The 18,010-nt window shown below is 55.9% G+C and carries 15 protein-coding genes; 5 read left to right on the plus strand and 10 right to left on the minus strand.

The window, feature by feature from the left end; translation table 11 throughout:
• The first annotated feature begins 3 nt into the window (after positions 1 to 3).
• Positions 4 to 1,275, plus strand: coding sequence for an ABC transporter permease (locus tag K3556_RS15200; protein ID WP_260517596.1), 1,272 nt, complete (start codon positions 4 to 6; stop codon positions 1,273 to 1,275).
• Between the two features lie 12 nt (positions 1,276 to 1,287).
• Here K3556_RS15200 and K3556_RS15205 read toward each other — a convergent pair whose 3' ends face one another.
• Positions 1,288 to 3,864 (minus strand): cation-translocating P-type ATPase, encoded by a 2,577-nt coding sequence (locus K3556_RS15205; protein WP_260517597.1) that lies wholly within the window; start codon positions 3,862 to 3,864, stop codon positions 1,288 to 1,290.
• A gap of 167 nt (positions 3,865 to 4,031) precedes the next feature.
• Here K3556_RS15205 and ppsA point away from each other — a divergent pair, with 167 nt between their 5' ends.
• Positions 4,032 to 6,422: a phosphoenolpyruvate synthase gene (ppsA, locus tag K3556_RS15210; RefSeq protein WP_260517598.1), complete on the plus strand. Its 2,391-nt coding sequence runs from the start codon at positions 4,032 to 4,034 to the stop codon at positions 6,420 to 6,422.
• Positions 6,423 to 6,487: 65 nt separating this feature from the next.
• On the opposite strand, the gene K3556_RS15215 is transcribed toward ppsA, so the two are convergent.
• Complete coding sequence (locus K3556_RS15215) at positions 6,488 to 6,856, minus strand: hypothetical protein (RefSeq protein ID WP_260517599.1); 369 nt, start codon at positions 6,854 to 6,856, stop codon at positions 6,488 to 6,490.
• A gap of 102 nt (positions 6,857 to 6,958) precedes the next feature.
• On the minus strand, positions 6,959 to 7,636 hold the full coding sequence (locus K3556_RS15220) for a helix-turn-helix domain-containing protein (RefSeq protein WP_260517600.1): 678 nt from the start codon (positions 7,634 to 7,636) through the stop codon (positions 6,959 to 6,961).
• 170 nt (positions 7,637 to 7,806) lie between these two features.
• Between K3556_RS15220 and K3556_RS15225 the strand changes: the two genes are divergently transcribed.
• A complete protein-coding gene (locus tag K3556_RS15225) occupies positions 7,807 to 8,541 on the plus strand; it encodes a response regulator (RefSeq protein ID WP_260517601.1) in 735 nt (244 codons plus the stop codon).
• Here the strand turns inward: K3556_RS15225 and K3556_RS15230 are convergent.
• Positions 8,538 to 10,067 (minus strand): PAS domain S-box protein, encoded by a 1,530-nt coding sequence (locus tag K3556_RS15230; RefSeq protein ID WP_260517602.1) that lies wholly within the window; start codon positions 10,065 to 10,067, stop codon positions 8,538 to 8,540. The genes K3556_RS15225 and K3556_RS15230 overlap by 4 nt on opposite strands.
• 75 nt (positions 10,068 to 10,142) lie before the next feature.
• Complete coding sequence (locus K3556_RS15235; RefSeq protein WP_260517603.1) at positions 10,143 to 10,877, minus strand: VIT1/CCC1 transporter family protein; 735 nt, start codon at positions 10,875 to 10,877, stop codon at positions 10,143 to 10,145.
• Positions 10,878 to 11,062: 185 nt separating this feature from the next.
• Between K3556_RS15235 and K3556_RS15240 the strand changes: the two genes are divergently transcribed.
• Positions 11,063 to 11,467: a c-type cytochrome gene (locus K3556_RS15240; RefSeq protein ID WP_260517604.1), complete on the plus strand. Its 405-nt coding sequence runs from the start codon at positions 11,063 to 11,065 to the stop codon at positions 11,465 to 11,467.
• Between the two features lie 22 nt (positions 11,468 to 11,489).
• Positions 11,490 to 12,308 (plus strand): DUF6782 family putative metallopeptidase, encoded by an 819-nt coding sequence (locus tag K3556_RS15245; protein ID WP_260517605.1) that lies wholly within the window; start codon positions 11,490 to 11,492, stop codon positions 12,306 to 12,308.
• Positions 12,309 to 12,316: 8 nt separating this feature from the next.
• On the opposite strand, the gene K3556_RS15250 is transcribed toward K3556_RS15245, so the two are convergent.
• Genes K3556_RS15250 through K3556_RS15270 form a run of 5 tightly spaced genes read right to left on the minus strand, consistent with a single transcriptional unit; the run spans position 12,317 to position 18,007 of the window.
• On the minus strand, positions 12,317 to 12,562 hold the full coding sequence (locus K3556_RS15250) for an acyl carrier protein (RefSeq protein WP_260517606.1): 246 nt from the start codon (positions 12,560 to 12,562) through the stop codon (positions 12,317 to 12,319).
• On the minus strand, positions 12,559 to 13,776 hold the full coding sequence (locus K3556_RS15255) for a dihydrolipoamide acetyltransferase family protein (RefSeq protein WP_260517607.1): 1,218 nt from the start codon (positions 13,774 to 13,776) through the stop codon (positions 12,559 to 12,561). The genes K3556_RS15250 and K3556_RS15255 overlap by 4 nt, the downstream gene beginning before the upstream one ends.
• The gene (gene pdhA / locus K3556_RS15260; RefSeq protein ID WP_260517608.1) at positions 13,773 to 15,776 is read right to left on the minus strand and encodes a pyruvate dehydrogenase (acetyl-transferring) E1 component subunit alpha; all 2,004 of its coding nucleotides are present in this window, start codon (positions 15,774 to 15,776) and stop codon (positions 13,773 to 13,775) included. Before pdhA ends, K3556_RS15255 begins: the two co-directional genes overlap by 4 nt.
• Complete coding sequence (gene acsA, locus K3556_RS15265) at positions 15,773 to 17,527, minus strand: acetate--CoA ligase (RefSeq protein ID WP_260517609.1); 1,755 nt, start codon at positions 17,525 to 17,527, stop codon at positions 15,773 to 15,775. The genes pdhA and acsA overlap by 4 nt, the downstream gene beginning before the upstream one ends.
• Before the next feature lie 51 nt (positions 17,528 to 17,578).
• Positions 17,579 to 18,007: a DUF2267 domain-containing protein gene (locus K3556_RS15270; protein ID WP_260517610.1), complete on the minus strand. Its 429-nt coding sequence runs from the start codon at positions 18,005 to 18,007 to the stop codon at positions 17,579 to 17,581.
• Positions 18,008 to 18,010: the final 3 nt, after the last annotated feature.

The raw sequence follows: 18,010 nt of genomic DNA on the forward strand, positions 1-18,010 counted from the left end.
ACCATGACGATCACTTCGAACATGCAGGCCGGGTCAGATGAAAAGCTGAACACCGGCAAAGCGCGGCAAGCCCGGATCGCCGGGACCATCCTTTTGGGCCTGTCGGTGTTGGTTGCGTTGGTGTTCGGAGCAGACAGTGCAGGCGATGCGACCTTCCGCCTGTCACGTCCGAACGACCCGTGGGCTTTGCCAAACCTCGCCGTGCCTGCTGCCCAGTTCAACTATGTTGCTGCAGGGCTGCTGGCCTTTCTGGGGGCACGGCAATTTTCGCGCGCTGGATTAAGCCGCCCGAACTTTTGGCTTGGCATCGGTCTTTTCCTCGCGGTTGCAGGGTTTCTGGTCTGGGCGACGGCTGGCAAGTCGCTTTCGCTGACAGGTATGCTATCTGCAACAGTCGTTCGCGCGGTACCCATCGCACTTGGCGGGCTGGCTGGCGTGCTGTCCGAGCGCGTCGCGGTCGTCAATATCGCCATCGAAGGGATGCTGCTGGCAGGTGCCTTTACGGGCGCGCTGATGGGATCGCTTCTTGGCGGATTCGGTGGGCTGGCCGCTGCCGTAGCAGTCGGCGGTCTGTTCGGCTTCTTGCTTGCCGCCCTGGTCGTCACCTATCGTATGGATCAGATCATCGCTGGCGTGGTGATCAATCTGCTTGTCCTTGGCGTAACCAGCTACGTCAGCTCGCAAGTCTTCGCGGAATACCGATCGCTGAACAACGCGCCCATTTTCAGAGCAATGAAGATACCCGTACTTGGAGATATTCCGGTCATCGGGCCTGTGCTGTTCGACCAGAACATTTTTGTCTATGGGGCAATCCTTCTTGTGGCAGTTGCCACCTATTACTTGTTCCACACCCGGCACGGTTTGCGCGCTCGCGCGGTCGGAGAACATCCCAAAGCTGCCGATACACTTGGCATCAACGTTTATCGCACCCGCTATATCAACGTGACGATGGCCGGAATGGTCGCCGGCTTCGGCGGTGCTTGGTTCACGTTGGGGTCTGTCGGGCGTTTCGACGAAAACATGACGGGGGGGCGTGGTTACATCGGCCTTGCCGCAATGATCTTCGGTCGCTGGCACCCGGCAGGCGCTATGGCGGCGGCATTGGTCTTCGGTTTCGCAGACTCGCTGCAACAGAAGCTTGCACTGTTGAACACACCGATCCCGTCTGAATTTCTTGCCATGTCACCCTATATCGCGACAATTATCCTTGTTGCGGGCCTGATCGGACGGGCCAAAGCACCCGCTGCCGATGGTCAAGCTTACGAGAAGGAATAGCACTCCCGCTAGTCACCGGTTGCGCCAAACCATCAGGGTTTTGACCAGCTCCGGCACCACCACCAAGGGCGCGGCAAGGGCCAGAATAACACCCCAAAGCTCGAACCCCAGTGGAACGGTGTGCAGCAGTTGCTGCAATGGCGGCCAGTACACCGCCGCCACTTGCAGCGAGATGGTGACAGACAGCGCCAGCAGCAAAAGCGGATTTCCAAACCATCCGATCCGCCAACAGGGTGCGTTGAAAGACCGGAATGCAAAGACCGATAGTTTCTCAAACAGCACCATAGCACTGAAGGCGGCAGTGCGAGCGACATCGGGTCCAAGTGGCAGAAGGTGATAAAACACCCATAGACTGGCTGCTCCAGTGTAGCTGCCAAAAAGAACGATCATCGCAAAGCCACCACGCTCAAGTATCCGTTCCGATTTTTTGCGCGGAGGTTGGCGCATCTGATCAGGCTCGGCTTTCTCAAGCCCCAATGCCACGGCGGTCAACCCGTCAGTCACTAGGTTCATCCACAGGATTTGTGTGGCTAAGAAAATCAGGGGGCCGCCAATTATGATATTGGCAAGGATGGCCACCACTTCGCCCGCATTTGATGACAGCAGGTAACGCACAAACTTTCGTACATTGTCGAACTGCCGGCGCCCTTCCGCAATCGCACGAACGATGGTGGCGAAATTGTCATCCAATAACACAAGATCCGAGGCCATCTTGGCCACGTCCGTACCGCGCTGTCCCATCGAAACACCAATATCCGCCTGCTTAAGCGCTGGGGCATCGTTCACGCCGTCGCCAGTCATCGCCACGATCTGATTGTCTTGCTGCAAAGCCCGGACGATCCGCATTTTGTGACCTGCCTTGGTGCGGGCAAACAGCACATTCTTCTGCAATGCTGCCGCAAGTGCGTCGTCCGACATGTCCTCGAGTGTGTCGCCGTGAATGGCTTCTGTGGCGGTCAAACCCAGCTGCCCGGCGATGGCCTGCGCTGTGACCAAGCTGTCGCCGGTGATCATTATGACACGAATACCTGCGCGCTCGGCTCCGGCGATCGCTGCTTTAACTTCGCGTCGGGGCGGGTCGATGATGCCCACAAGGCCGTGGAACTCCATTTCCTGCTCGGCAAGATCACCAGGTTTTGCTGGCCGGGATGCCAGCGCGATCACACGAAGCCCGCGTTCTGCCATATCCGCTTCGGCGGCAAGGATCGCAGCGCGGTCGCTCACCGTTATCGCACGCGACTTATCATCTGTAGAAACAGCGGTCACTGCCGCCAGAACCTGCTCGGTCGCTCCTTTGGTGAACAGGCGCACGCCATCCGCGTGGCGTGCCAGAACGCTCATACGTTTGCGGTCGCTGTTGAAGGGCACCTCGCCAAGCACGTCTCTGGTGTTCGGAATTTGGGACCACCCCTTGTAGGCAAGCACGACAAGTGCCAACTCTGTCGGCTCCCCAACGTTGCGCCATCCGCTACCATCATGCGAAATCTTTGCATGACTGCAGGTGATCGCAGTGTCGAGCAGGCGGGTAAGTTGTACATCGTCCACCGCCCTGAGCCGTCGGCCATCGCGCGCAATATGCCCTGTCGGATCATAGCCCGCACCCGTCACCGAACACGCGCCACCCAACATCCAGATATGTGTGGCGGTCATCTTGTTCTCGGTCAGCGTGCCGGTTTTGTCAGTGCAGATGACCGACGCCGCCCCCAGCGTTTCCACCGCCTGCAAACGACGCGCCAGTGCTTTCTGCCGTACCATTGCCCCAGCCCCCAAGGCCAAGGTGATCGTCACAACCGCTGGCAACCCCTCGGGAACGATTGCCACGGCCAGTGACAATGCTGTCATGAACATCTCGAACGTATCACGACCAAAAGCGATGCCAGCGGCCAGAATGGCAGCGGCGATCAGCAACGCTGCGCCGCCAAGCTGGCGCGCCAACAAGCCCAACTGCGTTTGAAGATGTGTCGATTTCTCGGCGACTGATCCGGTTAGCCCCGCAATCTTGCCAAACGAAGTATGTGCGCCGATGGCCGTAACAAGGCCTTCGGCGCGACCACTGACAACCGAAGTGCCAGCGAACAACTCGGACCCCGCGCTATCCTTTGTGACGGGCACGGATTCACCCGTCAAAGCGCTTTCATCGGCCTGCAACTGAATGGCCGCGTGCAGCTTCATATCGGCAGGCACGCTATCGCCCGCTTCAACAATCACGATGTCACCCGGTACGAGTTCGCGCGCGTCAACCAGTGCTTCGATCCCGTCCCGCAAAACATGCGCTTGCGGAGACAGCATGGCCCGAAGTGCGTCTACGGCTTTTTCAACCTTCCATTCCTGCGCAAAACCAAGCCCAGCATTCAACAAAACAACCAGACTGATTGCCAAGGCATCGATCTTTTCGCCCAGCGCGTAAGCGATCCCGGCGGCTATGATCAGGATAACGACCAATAGGCTGGTAAATTGTCGCGATAACACCTGCCACCACGTCAACCGCACGCCGCGAGGCAGCTCGTTCAGCCCATGCTGTTCGCGTCGTCTGCTGACCTCATCTGATGTCAGTCCTGATTGGACGTCTTGAGGCGTTAATTCAGTCACAGTCAACTCTCCCGTTCATAGACCATGAATACAGCGCTCAGTCTCCTGCGGGATTGAGCGACATCAAAGCCATGCACCACGGTGAACGGCGTATCATTTTGATCAATATCAATCGTCCATCTTCGGAATGACGCATAGTCATCACATCACAACTGAAGGAGTCCATCATGCCAGCCAGACCCCCTTTCGTACTGCGCTTTGAAGACGTGTCGCGCGGAGATGTTGTGCAAGTTGGTGGCAAGAACGCTTCGCTTGGCGAAATGGTACGCGAACTCGGAAAGAAAGGCGTCAAAGTCCCCCCCGGGTTTGCAACCACAGCCGACGCTTTTCGCGTCTACTTGGCCGAGAACGACCTTGGCCAAACACTGTCAACACAGTTGGGCCTTTTGGAAACAGGGCGTAGTACGCTGGCCGAGACAGGTTCCGCAATTCGCAAGGCGATTTTGTCGGGCGCTTGGCCGGTCAAGATAGAAGCCGAGATCCGCGCCGGATATCAGGCGCTTGCCAAGCAGGCGGGCATTGCCGACCTACCGGTAGCAGTGCGTTCTTCGGCGACTGCTGAGGATTTGCCGGATGCCAGCTTCGCCGGGCAGCAAGAGACCTTTCTGAACGTACGCGGTGAGGTGGCGCTGTTAGACGCCTGCCGTCGTTGCTATGCCTCTCTGTTTACCGACCGGGCGATCGCATACCGGCAAGTGCAGGGCTTTGACCACATGGAGGTCGCGTTGTCAGTGGGTATTCAGCAAATGGTGCGCGCCGATACGGGCGGCTCTGGCGTGATGTTCTCGATCGATACCGAAAACGGCTTTGACCGCGTGGTGATGATCTCGGCGGCATGGGGGTTGGGCGAAAATGTTGTGCAGGGGGCGGTGAACCCGGATGAATATCAGGTGTTCAAGCCGTTCTTGGACAACGACGCGTTGAAGCCGATCCTGGAAAAACGCCTTGGCGCGAAAGAGAAAAAGATGATTTATGCCGACCGCACGGGCGGCGAGACCCGCAATGTGCCGACCTCGCGGGCCGAGCAAGCCGCTTTTGTGCTTGAAGATCACGAGATTTTGGCGCTGGCAAAACACGCGGTCACGATCGAAGAACATTACGGCCTGCCAATGGATATGGAATGGGCGCGTGACGGGGACAGCAAAGAGTTGTTTATCGTTCAAGCCCGGCCCGAAACAGTGCAGTCGCGCACCACCGCAAGCATGCTGCACAGCTATGATGTTTCAGACAAGGGCGACTTGTTGCTGACCGGATTAAGTGTCGGCGACGCCGCCGTGACGGGGCGGGTTTGCCTGATCGAACACGTGCGCGACATCGACAAATTTGTGGACGGCGCGATCCTTGTTACGTCGACGACCGATCCGGACTGGGTGCCGGTGATGAAACGCGCCCGCGCGATTGTGACAGATCACGGTGGGCGAACCTCTCATGCGGCGATTGTCAGCCGCGAGCTTGGCCTGCCCGCAGTTGTGGGGTGCAGCAACGCCACCCACGTGTTGCATGACCAACAAGATGTGACTGTTTCCTGCGCCGAAGGTGAAGACGGGTTCATCTATGACGGGTTGGCAACCGTTTCGGTTGAAGACATCTCTCTTGATGTCATCCCCAAAACGGACACCAGCGTGATGTTGAATCTCGCCAACCCTGCTGCAGCCTTTCGCTGGTGGCGTTTGCCCGCCGACGGTGTCGGGCTTGCGCGGATGGAATTTGTTGTCAACTCGGCGGTTGGCGTGCACCCCATGGCGCTGGTCCGTTATGATACCTTGCGGGATCATGAGGCCCGCCAACAAATTGCCGCGCTGACCAAGGGCTATGCAGATCGGACCGACTTTTTCGTCGAAAACCTTTCACGCGGCCTGTCGCGTATTGCCGCCGTGCACTACCCCAAACCGGTAATCGTACGGATGAGTGACTTTAAGACCAACGAATATGCGGACTTGCTGGGCGGCAAGCAGTTCGAGCCTGCTGAAGAAAACCCAATGATCGGTTTTCGCGGAGCGTCCCGTTATTACTCCGACCATTACCGCGAAGGGTTTGCGCTGGAATGTCGCGCTATCCGTCTGTTGCGTGAAGAAATGGGCTTTGACAACGTGATCGTTATGATCCCCTTCTGCCGCTCGCCGGAGGAGGCCGACAAGGTGCTGTCGGTTATGGCTGACAATGGACTAACCCGTGGCAGCAATGGGCTTCAGGTCTATGTGATGGCTGAAATCCCATCGAATATCATCGAGGCAGAAGCCTTTGCTGAAAAGTTCGATGGCTTTTCGATCGGTTCAAATGACCTGACCCAGCTTACCCTTGGAATAGATCGGGATTCGGAAGAGCTTGCACCACTGTTTCGCGAAAGCAGCCCTTCGGTTCTGTGGATGATCGAGACACTGATCACCAAAGCCCATGCGGTTGGCGCCAAGGTCGGTCTTTGTGGACAGGCACCCAGCAACGACCCCTCGTTCGCCCGTCATCTGGTGGATTTTGGGATTGATACCATATCGGTCACGCCAGACAGCTTTCTGAAAGTAAAAGAAATCGTAGCGGAAGCCGAAAACCAAGCTAACTAGGCCACGATCAGCTGGTCCATCAGGGCGTGCTGTTTTGTGCCACTTTCTTGGCGTTGCTGGGATCGTCAGACCTCGCGCGGCCGTCCGTCGATTACCTTGAGAAGTGCTGCCAGCAATGCGTGCGCCAAAACGGCTGACTGGCCGATGCCGATCACCTCATCATTGTCGCGCACCTCGGACTGGCGCAGGGTGCAAACCCAATGGCCATTAATATTGCTGGCACGCCCCGTCAGTTTAATCGACCATTCCGGCAATGCTTCGTCGATTAGGTGAATGACCTCATCTGTTGAAAACAATCCGCCATCCGCAGGTAAGGTCAAATCTCCCGCACCAATTGGACAGACGGCATTATGCACTGCTGCAGCTAGCGCTGCATCAAGTGAGGATGCGGCTTCCAAATGCTTGATCAATGAATGGATGTCTTGCGTTTCCACGTTGGCCTCCTCTTCTGAACAGTAGAGATAGCGTATCGAAACGCTGCGAAATGGAAATGATCAGGGTCAAATGCTTGCCGACGCCGCAAACGAAGCGACGTGCTAATCCATCTCTGCAAGTTCTAGCAACTGTTCACGATCCAGCAGCACGACCCGCTTGATCTGGTTGATTGCGATAATTTTGCGCTTTCGAAACTGGGTGAATATCCGGCTGACCGTTTCAGGCGATACACAGAGAAAATCGGCAATATCAGATCGGCACATCGGCAGATCAAATTCAAGGTTACCAGACAGCGGCTCACCAACCCGATCACCGAGTACCAAAAGAAACGAAGCAAGCTTTTCCGTAACAGATTTGCGTCCTAGCGTCATGAAATGGTCCTGCATGGCGCTGATCTCTCGCATTGCTGCTTTCAGCAGTTTCTTGTGAAGTTCGGGCTGAAGCCGAGCGTCATCCAAAACAGCATGGCCATGCACCAGCACGCTTACCTCGGTGATCGCATCGCAGTCGGCGTGATGGTTGTCGCCATCGGGAAAGCCGATAATATCTCCTGGATACCCGAAGGCAATGACCTGCCGGCGTCCGTTCGCCAGCACGCGCGTCAGTCGCAAAACACCGCTTTGCACCTCAAATAAGTTCTGCGCTTTGTCACCTTCGCGAAACAAAAAGTTCCCGACTGCGATATCGCGAACCTTCTGTGGTTGAATTTGTTGATGTTTGGCCAGCGAAAGGGCTGCGGTATCTGCGTGGCGAAAATCGATTGGGTTGGTGACATACATGATGAAACACTCCGATGTGATCACCGGAACCATGCACGTGCTATGTCGCAGTTTGCCCGTTGCGTATGTATCGTTATGTAACCGATTGTAAGTCCGCCGTGCCCCCACTTCTCTGGAGAGGTGTAGGTATTGCTGTATTAACTTACATATATATTATTTAATGTGTTGTTATGAGCCAAACCCGTGTCCTTATCGTCGATGACGACCCAAAGATTCGCAATGTACTGAGAATGTGCCTTGAAACAGAGGGTTATGAGATCGCAGAAGCAGGCGACGCCGCAGAGACTTTGTCTCTTGTCGCCAAGCTGCCATTTGACCTGATTACACTGGACATTAACCTTGGCACCATAAGTGGTTTTGATGTCGCACGCGAGATCCGGCAAAGCTCTGACGTTCCAATCATCATGGTGACTGGCAAAGGCGATATCATCGATCGGGTTGTCGGGCTGGAAATCGGTGCAGACGACTATATCGTCAAACCCTTCCACCTGCGCGAAGTACTGGCACGTGTCCAAACCGTCTTGCGCCGCGCCAAGGCGAACGCCAAACCAGCGATTTCTGAATCGACCTCTGCCCCCGACAAAGTTTCCCGGTTGGTGTTTGATGGGATGACGGCCCATCTTGAACATTTCGAGCTACTCAATCGCCAAGGCGTGCCGTGCGAGTTGACCAGTGGCGATTTCAAACTTCTGAGCGTATTTTTGAACAACCCAAAGCGCCCTTTGACCCGCGAAACTTTGTTGGATCTAATTGGGGGGATCGAATGGACGCCGCTTGATCGGACAATCGACAATCAAGTCGCGCGCTTGCGTAAGAAAATCGAACGCGACCCTTCCCATCCTAAACTGATTAAAACCGTGCGCGGTATTGGCTATGTGTTCGCTGCAGATGTCGAAACCATCTAGCGTGCTGGGAAAAGCGCCTGCAGATGGGTGGCCAGATCAGACTGGCGATAAGGCTTGCGCAGCAACGGAAATTCCAGCCTTTGCCTTGCATCGTGCAACAACTCGCCCGCATATCCAGAGGTAAGCAGAATTTTCATATCGGGCAGGTCGTGCCTGACCCGTTGTGCCAATTCGTATCCTGACATTGCACCCGGCATCAGGATGTCCGTGAAAACTAATGCAATGTCCGGTGTCGTCTGTAGCAGATCATAAGCTTGTTGCGCGCTTGTCGCTTCGATCACGCGAAATCCCAGATTCTGAATGCGTTCGCACGTCAGCCGCCGGACGCGGTCGTCGTCTTCAACCACCATCACCAACTCACCGTGTCCGATGCTTGGGCTTGGACCCGGCATCGCCTCGGCGTCGTCGGCCCTTTCGGGTAATGCAGGGAAATAAAGCGTTACAGTCGAGCCACGATCAGACTCGCTGTTGATCGTAATATGGCCGCCGGATTGTTTGACAAAACCATAGATCATCGACATGCCCAGACCAACGCCTTTACCTCTCGGCTTGGTGGTGAAAAAAGGATCAAATACCTGCCTTTGCACCTCGTTCGGCATACCGTTTCCAGCATCCGTCACAGACAACGCGACATACCGCCCCGGTTTCAGATCAACATCCTGCGCGGCTTGGGCCGCATCGATCTCCACATTGCGTGTTTCGATGTTGACAGTTCCACCATCGGGCATCGCATCACGTGCGTTTTCAATAAGATTTTGCACAGCAGTCTGAAGCTGTGTGACATCGACCGCGATCTTCCAGACCTCGAGCTGTAGCTTCGAAACCAGCTTATGACGTGGGCCTAGAGAACCGGTCAGGTCTTTAAGGGCCTTCAAGTTCAAGGCCTTGTTTATGTTAATTGATTCAGGCGTCAGCACCGCCCGACGCGCGAATGCCAACAGCCGCGAAGTTACCTCGGCACCCACTTCGGCTGCTTCAAGTGCATCGGCAATCAACTCCTGATGTGCGTCGCCTTCCAACCGCATCTCAAGCAGTTCAAGGTTGCCAACTATGACCGTCAGAAGATTATTGAAATCGTGTGAAAGGCCACCCGTCAGTTGGCCGAATGCCTCCATACGCTGAGCACGAGCCAAAGCCTCTTGTGCTTCAATCCGTTTGGTCAGGTCGTGTAGAATGGCGACAAATGTAGGCTTACCTTCGACCTCGAGTTCACCAATCGAAAGATAAAGCGGAAAAACGCTTCCATCTGCGCGCTTGCCCTGAACTTCGCGACCGCTTCCGATAACGCGTCGCTCATGTGTTTCCAAATAACGCGCCATATAGTCATCATGGCGAACGGCCTCTGATTCCGGCATCAGCATAGTGACGTTCTGACCAAGCATTTCCTCGGTGGAATAGCCAAACACCTGGCTGGACGCCGCATTTGCACTTGTGATGATCCCCGCCTGATCCGCCACGATTATCGCATCAACGGCGGCATCAAAGACGGCCTGCAACAAGGCAGTATTTTTTGTATCGGCGGGCATCAATCCTCACTCATTACAAACTGATTACCCGCATTATGCGTGTGACTTAGTGATACAAGTCAATTCTTCTCTCGATCAATTGTTGAAAAGCGTTCCGACAAAATAGGCAATTGAAGCGGCCACACCTCCGATCAAAAGGGTTTCAAGCCCCGAACGCCACCACGGCGCTAATGACCAACGGCTTTTCATCGTTCCAATGGCAAAAAACACCAAGGCCGTGCCAACTGCCGATATTTCGAACGCACGGTCCATGCCGAAAATGAAGGGCAACAAAGGCACGCTTCCGGCAACAAGAAACGCGAGGAACGTCGCAACTGCTGCTTGTTTGGGTTCGGGATTCACAGGCGACAAGCCGTATTCGTCAACCATCATCATATCAATCCAGGTCGAACGCCGTGCCGTGATCGCATCAGTGGCCTGCTCTAGCACATCCCCCTCAAGCCCTTTCATTTGCAGGATCTGACGCAGTTCCTCTCGTTCTCCTTCCGGTGCCAAATCAATGTGACGTTCTTCGACAGCCCGCAGGCGCTTCTGGTCATCCAAATCCGCCTTGGTACCGGCAAAATTGCCCGCCGCCATCGAAAATCCATCAGCCAAAACATTTGCTATCCCCAATGCGACAATCACCTTAGGCGACAATCCAGCGCCCTCGACTCCGGCAACAATGGCGAAAGTCGTCACGGCACCATCAATGCCGCCATAGATCATGTCGCGCAGGTGTGTTGTCCGAACAGAACCGGCAAGCCGGTCTGCGATAGCCTCGCGGCTGTGGTCGTGTTCAAGAGGCAAATCAGTATCCTTTTTTTTCATTATTCCTGTTTGCCCCGGGCTTGCCCTGAGCCAGATCAAATCACGCAGGCCATCAGTCGACGTCGTGATCTGGGATTGACGCAGATCACTCTGATCCCGGATCAACCATCTAAGGTGTCAGTGATGTTCCGTTTATCCATATTGAATGAATGAGACGCATCAGCAGAAAAGCCGGAGGATAACCCATGAAATTCAAAACAATTTCCTTTCCAATTCTTTTCGCGATGGGCATCGTCGCAACCCCTGCGGCCTTTGCCGATGATGCAGGGAAAACCGATTACGTGCAGCTATGCTCTAGCTGCCACGGCGCAGACGCCACCGGTAATGGTGAAGTGGCTGAGTTGTTGACTATTGACGTACCGGACCTGACATTGCTTTCTCAGGGAAATGATGGAGAATTCCCGATGCTCAATGTCATCCATGCGATCGACGGCCGCACAGGTTTGCGACCACACGGAACGATGATGCCGATCTGGGGGATGCGCTTCAAAGATAGTACAATTGATATTGCTGGAGAATATGGCGCAGAGGTCTTGGTCCGGGGTCGCGTGCTTTCGATTGCCTACTATCTTGAATCGATTCAAAAATAGCAGACTTAAGAGGGGTGTCGTGATGCAGTGGCCTACAGTGGTCCGGTGGGCACCCCTCACCTTCGCTGTTGGCGCCTTGATGGCAGCCGACCAGCCTGCATGGGCAGAAACGGTGCCCGCGCCGGCTTTGCCTCAGCACGAGTTTTGCCTTGCTACAATTGATGCAACAGCCGTAACAGCGGCGCAAATCAAGCTTGAAGCCATCCTCAAGCGTGCGCAGGCTGGGCAAAGCCCTTTGTTCAAAATCGCCCGTGAACAGGTCGTCTCGGTCTGTATTGATCCGCACGAGGGTCTTGCCCGTGGCTTTTTTGAACCCGCGCGTAACATGATCGCCCTGCGTGACACGCTCAGCACTTCGGAAGCGATAGTGATCTTGCTGCATGAATTGCGCCACCTCGACCAGTTCAGCCGGGGCCATTGCGCCTCTATCCGATTTGACGTGCGAGAAGAGGTCCGCTTTGCATTCATGGTCGAAGCTGACGCAATGGCTATTACCGCCGATGCTGTCTGGACGCTCAAACAGCGCGGCGATCACGGGCCCTGGGATACATTTGTTGATCTGGAAGACTATGGTGACATTGCTGAAGCCTATGCAGCGGTCAAAGCCGTCGGCGGAACCCGCGACGCGGCGTTAACTGCCGCTTTCACCCAATGGTTCCAATCTGATTGGCGGCGCGAGTCCTATGACCGCGCAGCATGCATGGCCTACTATGACCAACTTGATCAGTCCAAGAAACTTCAACGCTATGAATTGCGTAGCGACGAGGCTTTGCGAGCGGTTTGTACCCTGCCAGACGGCGGCACTTATGAATGTGCTTTGCCAGACAACTTGCAACATTGACCGGGGTGCTACCGGGCGTGTTGGTCCAAGTAAGTCACCATGGCGTCGAAACTGCTCATCTCGTCATAATCTGCCTCGGGCATCTCAAGACCAAGCGCTGTAGACAAGGCGGTCACAAGGTTTAGGAAATCCATTGAGTCAATGTCGAACTCCTCACGCAAATCGCCGGACGGGTCGATCTCTGCAATTTCAATTTCCGGAGCAATCCGACCAAGTTCGCGGATAAGAACTGCTTTAGCACTGGTTTCTGTCATAACGTCTCCGGTTCTTGCAATGATGCGTTTATTTTGTTCAGGAAAAGCGCGCCTCGGTGACCATCGCTGGTGCGGTGATCAGCAGCCAGAGTGATGGTGGCAGACAACCGTGGCTCTATCCCGCGCGCAGTGCAGACGGCGCGGGGCGCGGGGGTGCCGATGCCGATGATCGCCACTTGCGGCGGAAAAATCACACCGAAAAGCGTATCGACACCTCGGTCCCCAAGGCTGGTCAGCGTAATCGTCGGCGCCGACATTTCACGTGCGCGAAAACTGCCCGACTTTACGCGCTGAATCAGGTCGCGGATCGACGCCATAAGATCATCAAGATCGCGGGTTTCTGCGTCAAAAATCGCGGGCGCCACCAATCCGCCACCACGCAGATTGATCGCCAGCCCAAGATGCACCGCCTCAGAGGTGACAAATTTTCCATCCTCGAAATGCCCGTTGAATTCTGGGTATTTCTTCAAAGCTCGCGCGATTGCTTTAGCAAACAGTGCGACGATCAAAAACCGATCTTGCGGCGGACGTTCAGCATTCAGCGCGGTCAGAAAATCCTGCGCCGCCTGCAAATCCAGCGTCTGGGCCAAATAGTAATGCGGTATCTCTCGTTTAGACCGAGACATGGCTGCCGAGATTGCCGCACGCATCGGCGACAAATTGGAACCTGAGCTGGCTTCGCTTTGCTTTACATCAGTCTGCACCACCACATCTGCCAACGTCACGATATGCCCCCCGACAGGCTGAATTGTCGACAGGTCAATTCCAGCCTGCGCCGCTTTGCGACGTGCTGCTGGCGAAACTTTGCGGCGTTGTTCAAGTTCGGGCAGATCGGGTGTTGGGGCTGGCTCTTCGGGTATTGCGGGGATGGGCAAAGGCTCTGCTGGCTGTGGCACTTCAGGTGTTAAGGGCGGTGGCACGGGATCCGTGGGCTGCGGCACTTCCGGCGTCGGATCGGGGACATCCGACAACATCTTTGCCGACCCATTGATCACCGCCATCGGCGTGCCTACGGGCACTTTGGTCCCCGTTTCGATCAGCCATTCCGACAGCGTGCCGTCTTCGAACACCTCGATCTCGATCGCGCCTTTCTGGGTTTCGACGACAGCGATGATATCGCCACGATGCACTTTCTCACCTGCGGGAATGAGCTGTTCAACCAAGATTCCAGCCTCCATATCTGCACCAAGCGAGGGCATAAGAAACTGGCTCATGCCCCCTGCTCCATCATCTTTTTGACGGCATCGACGATCTTGTCCACCTGTGGAATCGCCGCCTGTTCAAGGTGATGTGCATAGGGGATCGGCACCTCTTCGCTGCACACGCGACCAAGGGGCGCATCAAGATCGTACAGGCTGTCCTCCGCCAACTGCATTCCGATTTCAGCAGCAAGGCTTCCGGTCTTCCAGCCTTCATCCACGATCAAGGCGCGATGGGTGCGGGCGACCGAAGCTTTCACGGTTTCCATGTCCAGAGGCCGCAGGGATCGCAGGTCGATCACCTCGGCAGAAACCCCGGCGCTTTCCAAAACCTCGGCGGCTTCCAGTGTTTTGAAAAGCGAACCGCCATAAGTGATCAGCGAGATATCACGGCCCTTCCGACGGATGACGGCGCGGTCGATATCCACTGGCCCTGCGTTCTCGGCCAGTTCCCCTTCGCGATTATACAACATCACGTTTTCAAAAATCAGGACCGGGTCTGGATCTTCAAGAGCTGTCCAGAGCATCCCGCGCGCGTCCTCTAACGTGGCAGGTGCAAGCACACGCAAACCCGGAATATGGGCGTACCAGCCCTCCAGACTGTGCGAGTGTTGGGCTGCCAGTTGTTTACCTGCTCCCGTCGCCATACGGATCACCACCGGCACGCCAAACTGGTTGTTTGACATGTGGCGGAACGTTGCCGCCGTGTTCAGAATTTGATCCAGCGCCAGCAATGAAAAATTGACCGTCATGACCTCTACTATGGGCTTCATGCCTGCAATTGCCGCGCCAATACCTGCCCCCGTAAAACCGGATTCCGACAAGGGGGTATCGCGGATGCGATCCGGACCAAACTGATCCAACAACCCTTTGCTCACTGCATAGCAGCCTCCATATTGGCCAACATCCTCACCCATCAGGAACACGTGATCATCGCGGGTCATGGCGTCAACGATCGCCTCTTTCACCGCGTCGCGATAGGTCATTGGGCGCATGTTCACAGGTGGCTGCGGTTCTGGTGGCGTGGGGCGATCGGGGGACATCACGAAATCGGTCAGACGGCTAACCGGCTCGTCTGTGCCTGCCTCCGCAAAGGACACAGCGTCCGCCACTTCTTCGTCCACCGCCACAACGAGCTTCGAAACTTCGTCAGCATGCAACAGGCCGTTTTCATCAAGCCATTTCTGAAAGCGTAGGATCGGACCCTTTTCGCGCCATTCTGCGATCTCATCTTTGGATCTGTAAAGCTGGGCATCAAACATTGAATGCGCCCGGAACCTGTAGGTGCGACATTCTAGGAAGTAGGGCTTTCCGGTGTCCGCAATGGATTTCAATGCACGCCGCGCTGCGACTTCGACAGCGACCACATCCATACCATCGACGGTCTCGGCCTCGACGGCGTAGCTTCTGGCTTTTTCGCTGATATCCGTTTCGGCTTCAGACCGGCCAAGCGCGGTGCCCATGGCATAGCCATTGTTCTCACAGACAAACAGCACGGGCAAATCCCAAAGCGCGGCAAGGTTCATTGCTTCGTGAAACTCGCCCTCGGCCACCGCGCCTTCACCAAAGAAACAGACTGTCACAGCGGCATTGCCCTGCATCCGATCGGCAAGCGCTAATCCCGCCGCCAAAGGCAAACCCCCTCCGACAATCGCATTGCCGCCATAGAAATTATGGTCGCGGCTGAACAGATGCATGGACCCGCCACGCCCGCCCGCACACCCTTCGGATTTGCCATACATCTCGGCCAACACGGCGCCCATAGGGACCCCACGCGCCAAAGCGTGACCATGTTCGCGGTAGGTGGCGACCACGCGATCTTCTTGGCCAAGCAGTGGAATGATCCCGGCGGCGATGGCCTCTTCTCCGTCATAAAGATGAAGAAAGCCGCGAATTTTCTGCTGCGTGTATAGCTCGGCACATTTGTCTTCAAACCGGCGAATACGGATCATTGCGTGCAACAGGTCACGCACGTGGTCGTGATCGAGACGGGGTTTCAGGGTGTCCACTTTCATCTTTCATCACTCTCCAATGTCGAGATGTCGCCTTCTGGCAGGCCAAGTTCGCGGGCCTTCAACAGCCGACGCATGATCTTGCCTGATCTGGTTTTGGGAAGGTTTTCACGAAAAACGATGTCTTTCGGTGCAACCGCTGGGCCAAGGTGTTTACGGGCATGGCCGATCAGCTCCAGCCGCAGGTCATCACCGGGATTGAACCCCGGGTTAAGCGCAACATAAGCTTTGATGATCTGGCCCACGGTATCGTCCGGCACACCGATCACACCAGCTTCGGCGACGGCGGGATGTTCAACCAGCGCGCTTTCAACCTCGAACGGTCCAACGAAGTGACCTGCGCTTTTAATCAAGTCATCGCCACGACCAACAAACCAGAAATACCCATCCGCATCCCGCATTGCCAAATCACCGGACAGATACCAACCATCGCGGAAACACTTCTGATACCGCGCTTCCTCGTGCAGATAACCACGCATCATCGACGGCCAGCCGGGGCGCAGGGCCAACTCTCCCATGGCCAAAGGGTCGGTCAGCTCGCGGGCGCCGTCATCAGTTACTTCAACAATTCCAGCTTTGATACCCGGCAGCGGCTTGCCCATCGACCCAGGCTTTACGTCCATTGACGCATAGTTCGCGATCATGATGCCGCCGGTTTCGGTCTGCCACCAATTGTCGTGGAACGGCATGCCGAACGCCTCAACGCCCCACCAAACGGCCTCGGGGTTCAGCGGCTCGCCCACACTGGCCATGAAACGCAGGGCCGGGAACTCGCGCCCAGCCAGCGCTTCGTCACCCGTTTTCATTAACATGCGGATCGCGGTTGGCGCGGTATACCAGACATTGACCCGCTCGGCTTCAAGAGTGTCATACCAGCGCAGCGCGTCGAATTCAGCCTCGTCCACGATCATGCTGGCGCGGTTCGTCAAAGGCGCAATGATGCCATAGCTTGTGCCAGTCACCCAACCGGGATCGGCGGTGCACCAGTAAATGTCGCCGGGTCTAAGATCGAGCGCAAATCGCCCCGTCATGTGGTGCGCAACTACGGCTTGGTGTACATGCACAACGCCTTTCGGTTTGCCTGTCGTACCCGAGGTAAAATGCAACAACGCGGTGTCTTCAGGGTCCATCTGGACGCATTCAAACTTGTCCGATGCCGCCTCTATCATCGGCCCCATTTGTCGCGTTTCCGCGATGTCCTGCGCCATGTCGTCAATCAACAGCACTTCGCGCAGCGCAGGCAGCGTGTCACGTATCTGCTTCACCTTCCGCTTGTACAGCCGCGCTGAGGTCACAAGCACATTGGCCTCGCCGATATGCATCCGCGACTGGATCGGCTCGGGGCCGAAGGCAGAAAACAGCGGGCAGAAAACGGCCCCTGCCTTCATCGTGCCAAGCGCGGCGATGTAAAGCTCGGGCTCGCGGCCCAGCAGGGAATAGACACGGTCACCACGGCTGATCCCCAGATCAAGCAGCATATTGGCAAATCTGTTGGTCTGAGCTTGAAGCTCGGCATAGATGAAGTCCCGCCGTGCGCCGGACTTGGATATCCAACGAAGCGCGAGTTGATCGCCATGCCCTGCAGCCACATGGCGGTCAATCGCCTCGTGCACAATGTTCAGTTTACCCCCGTCGAACCCGTCCAACAGCGCACGGGCGTCGGTCCAGTCAAACGAAGAAGAAAACGCGGCGTAATCTGGCAAATTTGCCGATTTACGTTGGCGATCAGTCTTGTTGATACTTTCTTGTTTCATAAGACCTCCGGTTCTTCATTTCCCAGCAGCAAAGCGGTATCGCTGTGCGGTTTAGCCCGGCCACAAGCTGCGTATCGCCTCGGGCAGAGCACCACGAACGTCCTTGACTTCGCCGTCTGAAATCCGGGCATTCAACAGCTTGAAAACGGTCGTGATATCCTCGGGGCCCCGGTACTCGGTGGACGCGCCAAAGGTCGTCTCGATCCGACTGATGAAATGATCAACATTACGGTCGCGCATTGGGGTCTGAGCGGGCTGCCAACCTTCGAAAAACATGCCACGGATCAGCAAGGGCATCTGCGCGGAAAGCTGCGCGGCCTCTTCATGGCTGATGTGGTCGCGCACTGCGGTCAACGTGGCCCGCATCAAACGCAAAGCATCATGCGCGCTGGTCCAATCCAACCGCTCAGTCAGCTCGTTGATCCATTCATGGGTCAGATGCACGGTGCGATCTATGACTTCGAGACCTTGGGCAGACATAAG

It is taken from the genome of Aliiroseovarius sp. M344 (assembly GCF_025140835.1).
Classification (GTDB): domain Bacteria; phylum Pseudomonadota; class Alphaproteobacteria; order Rhodobacterales; family Rhodobacteraceae; genus Aliiroseovarius.

Bases quoted from the DNA above. Each gene is read 5' to 3' on its own strand.
- K3556_RS15240 (WP_260517604.1), top strand. From the start codon at position 11,063: ATGAAATTCAAAACAATTTCCTTTCCAATTCTTTTCGCGATGGGCATC.
- K3556_RS15255 (WP_260517607.1), bottom strand. From the start codon at position 13,776: ATGAGCCAGTTTCTTATGCCCTCGCTTGGTGCAGATATGGAGGCTGGA.
- pdhA (WP_260517608.1), bottom strand. From the start codon at position 15,776: ATGAAAGTGGACACCCTGAAACCCCGTCTCGATCACGACCACGTGCGT.
- K3556_RS15230 (WP_260517602.1), bottom strand. From the start codon at position 10,067: ATGCCCGCCGATACAAAAAATACTGCCTTGTTGCAGGCCGTCTTTGAT.
- K3556_RS15225 (WP_260517601.1), top strand. From the start codon at position 7,807: ATGAGCCAAACCCGTGTCCTTATCGTCGATGACGACCCAAAGATTCGC.
- ppsA (WP_260517598.1), top strand. From the start codon at position 4,032: ATGCCAGCCAGACCCCCTTTCGTACTGCGCTTTGAAGACGTGTCGCGC.
- K3556_RS15245 (WP_260517605.1), top strand. From the start codon at position 11,490: ATGCAGTGGCCTACAGTGGTCCGGTGGGCACCCCTCACCTTCGCTGTT.
- K3556_RS15200 (WP_260517596.1), top strand. From the start codon at position 4: ATGACGATCACTTCGAACATGCAGGCCGGGTCAGATGAAAAGCTGAAC.
- K3556_RS15220 (WP_260517600.1), bottom strand. From the start codon at position 7,636: ATGTATGTCACCAACCCAATCGATTTTCGCCACGCAGATACCGCAGCC.
- acsA (WP_260517609.1), bottom strand. From the start codon at position 17,527: ATGAAACAAGAAAGTATCAACAAGACTGATCGCCAACGTAAATCGGCA.
- K3556_RS15270 (WP_260517610.1), bottom strand. From the start codon at position 18,007: ATGTCTGCCCAAGGTCTCGAAGTCATAGATCGCACCGTGCATCTGACC.
- K3556_RS15235 (WP_260517603.1), bottom strand. From the start codon at position 10,877: ATGAAAAAAAAGGATACTGATTTGCCTCTTGAACACGACCACAGCCGC.
- K3556_RS15250 (WP_260517606.1), bottom strand. From the start codon at position 12,562: ATGACAGAAACCAGTGCTAAAGCAGTTCTTATCCGCGAACTTGGTCGG.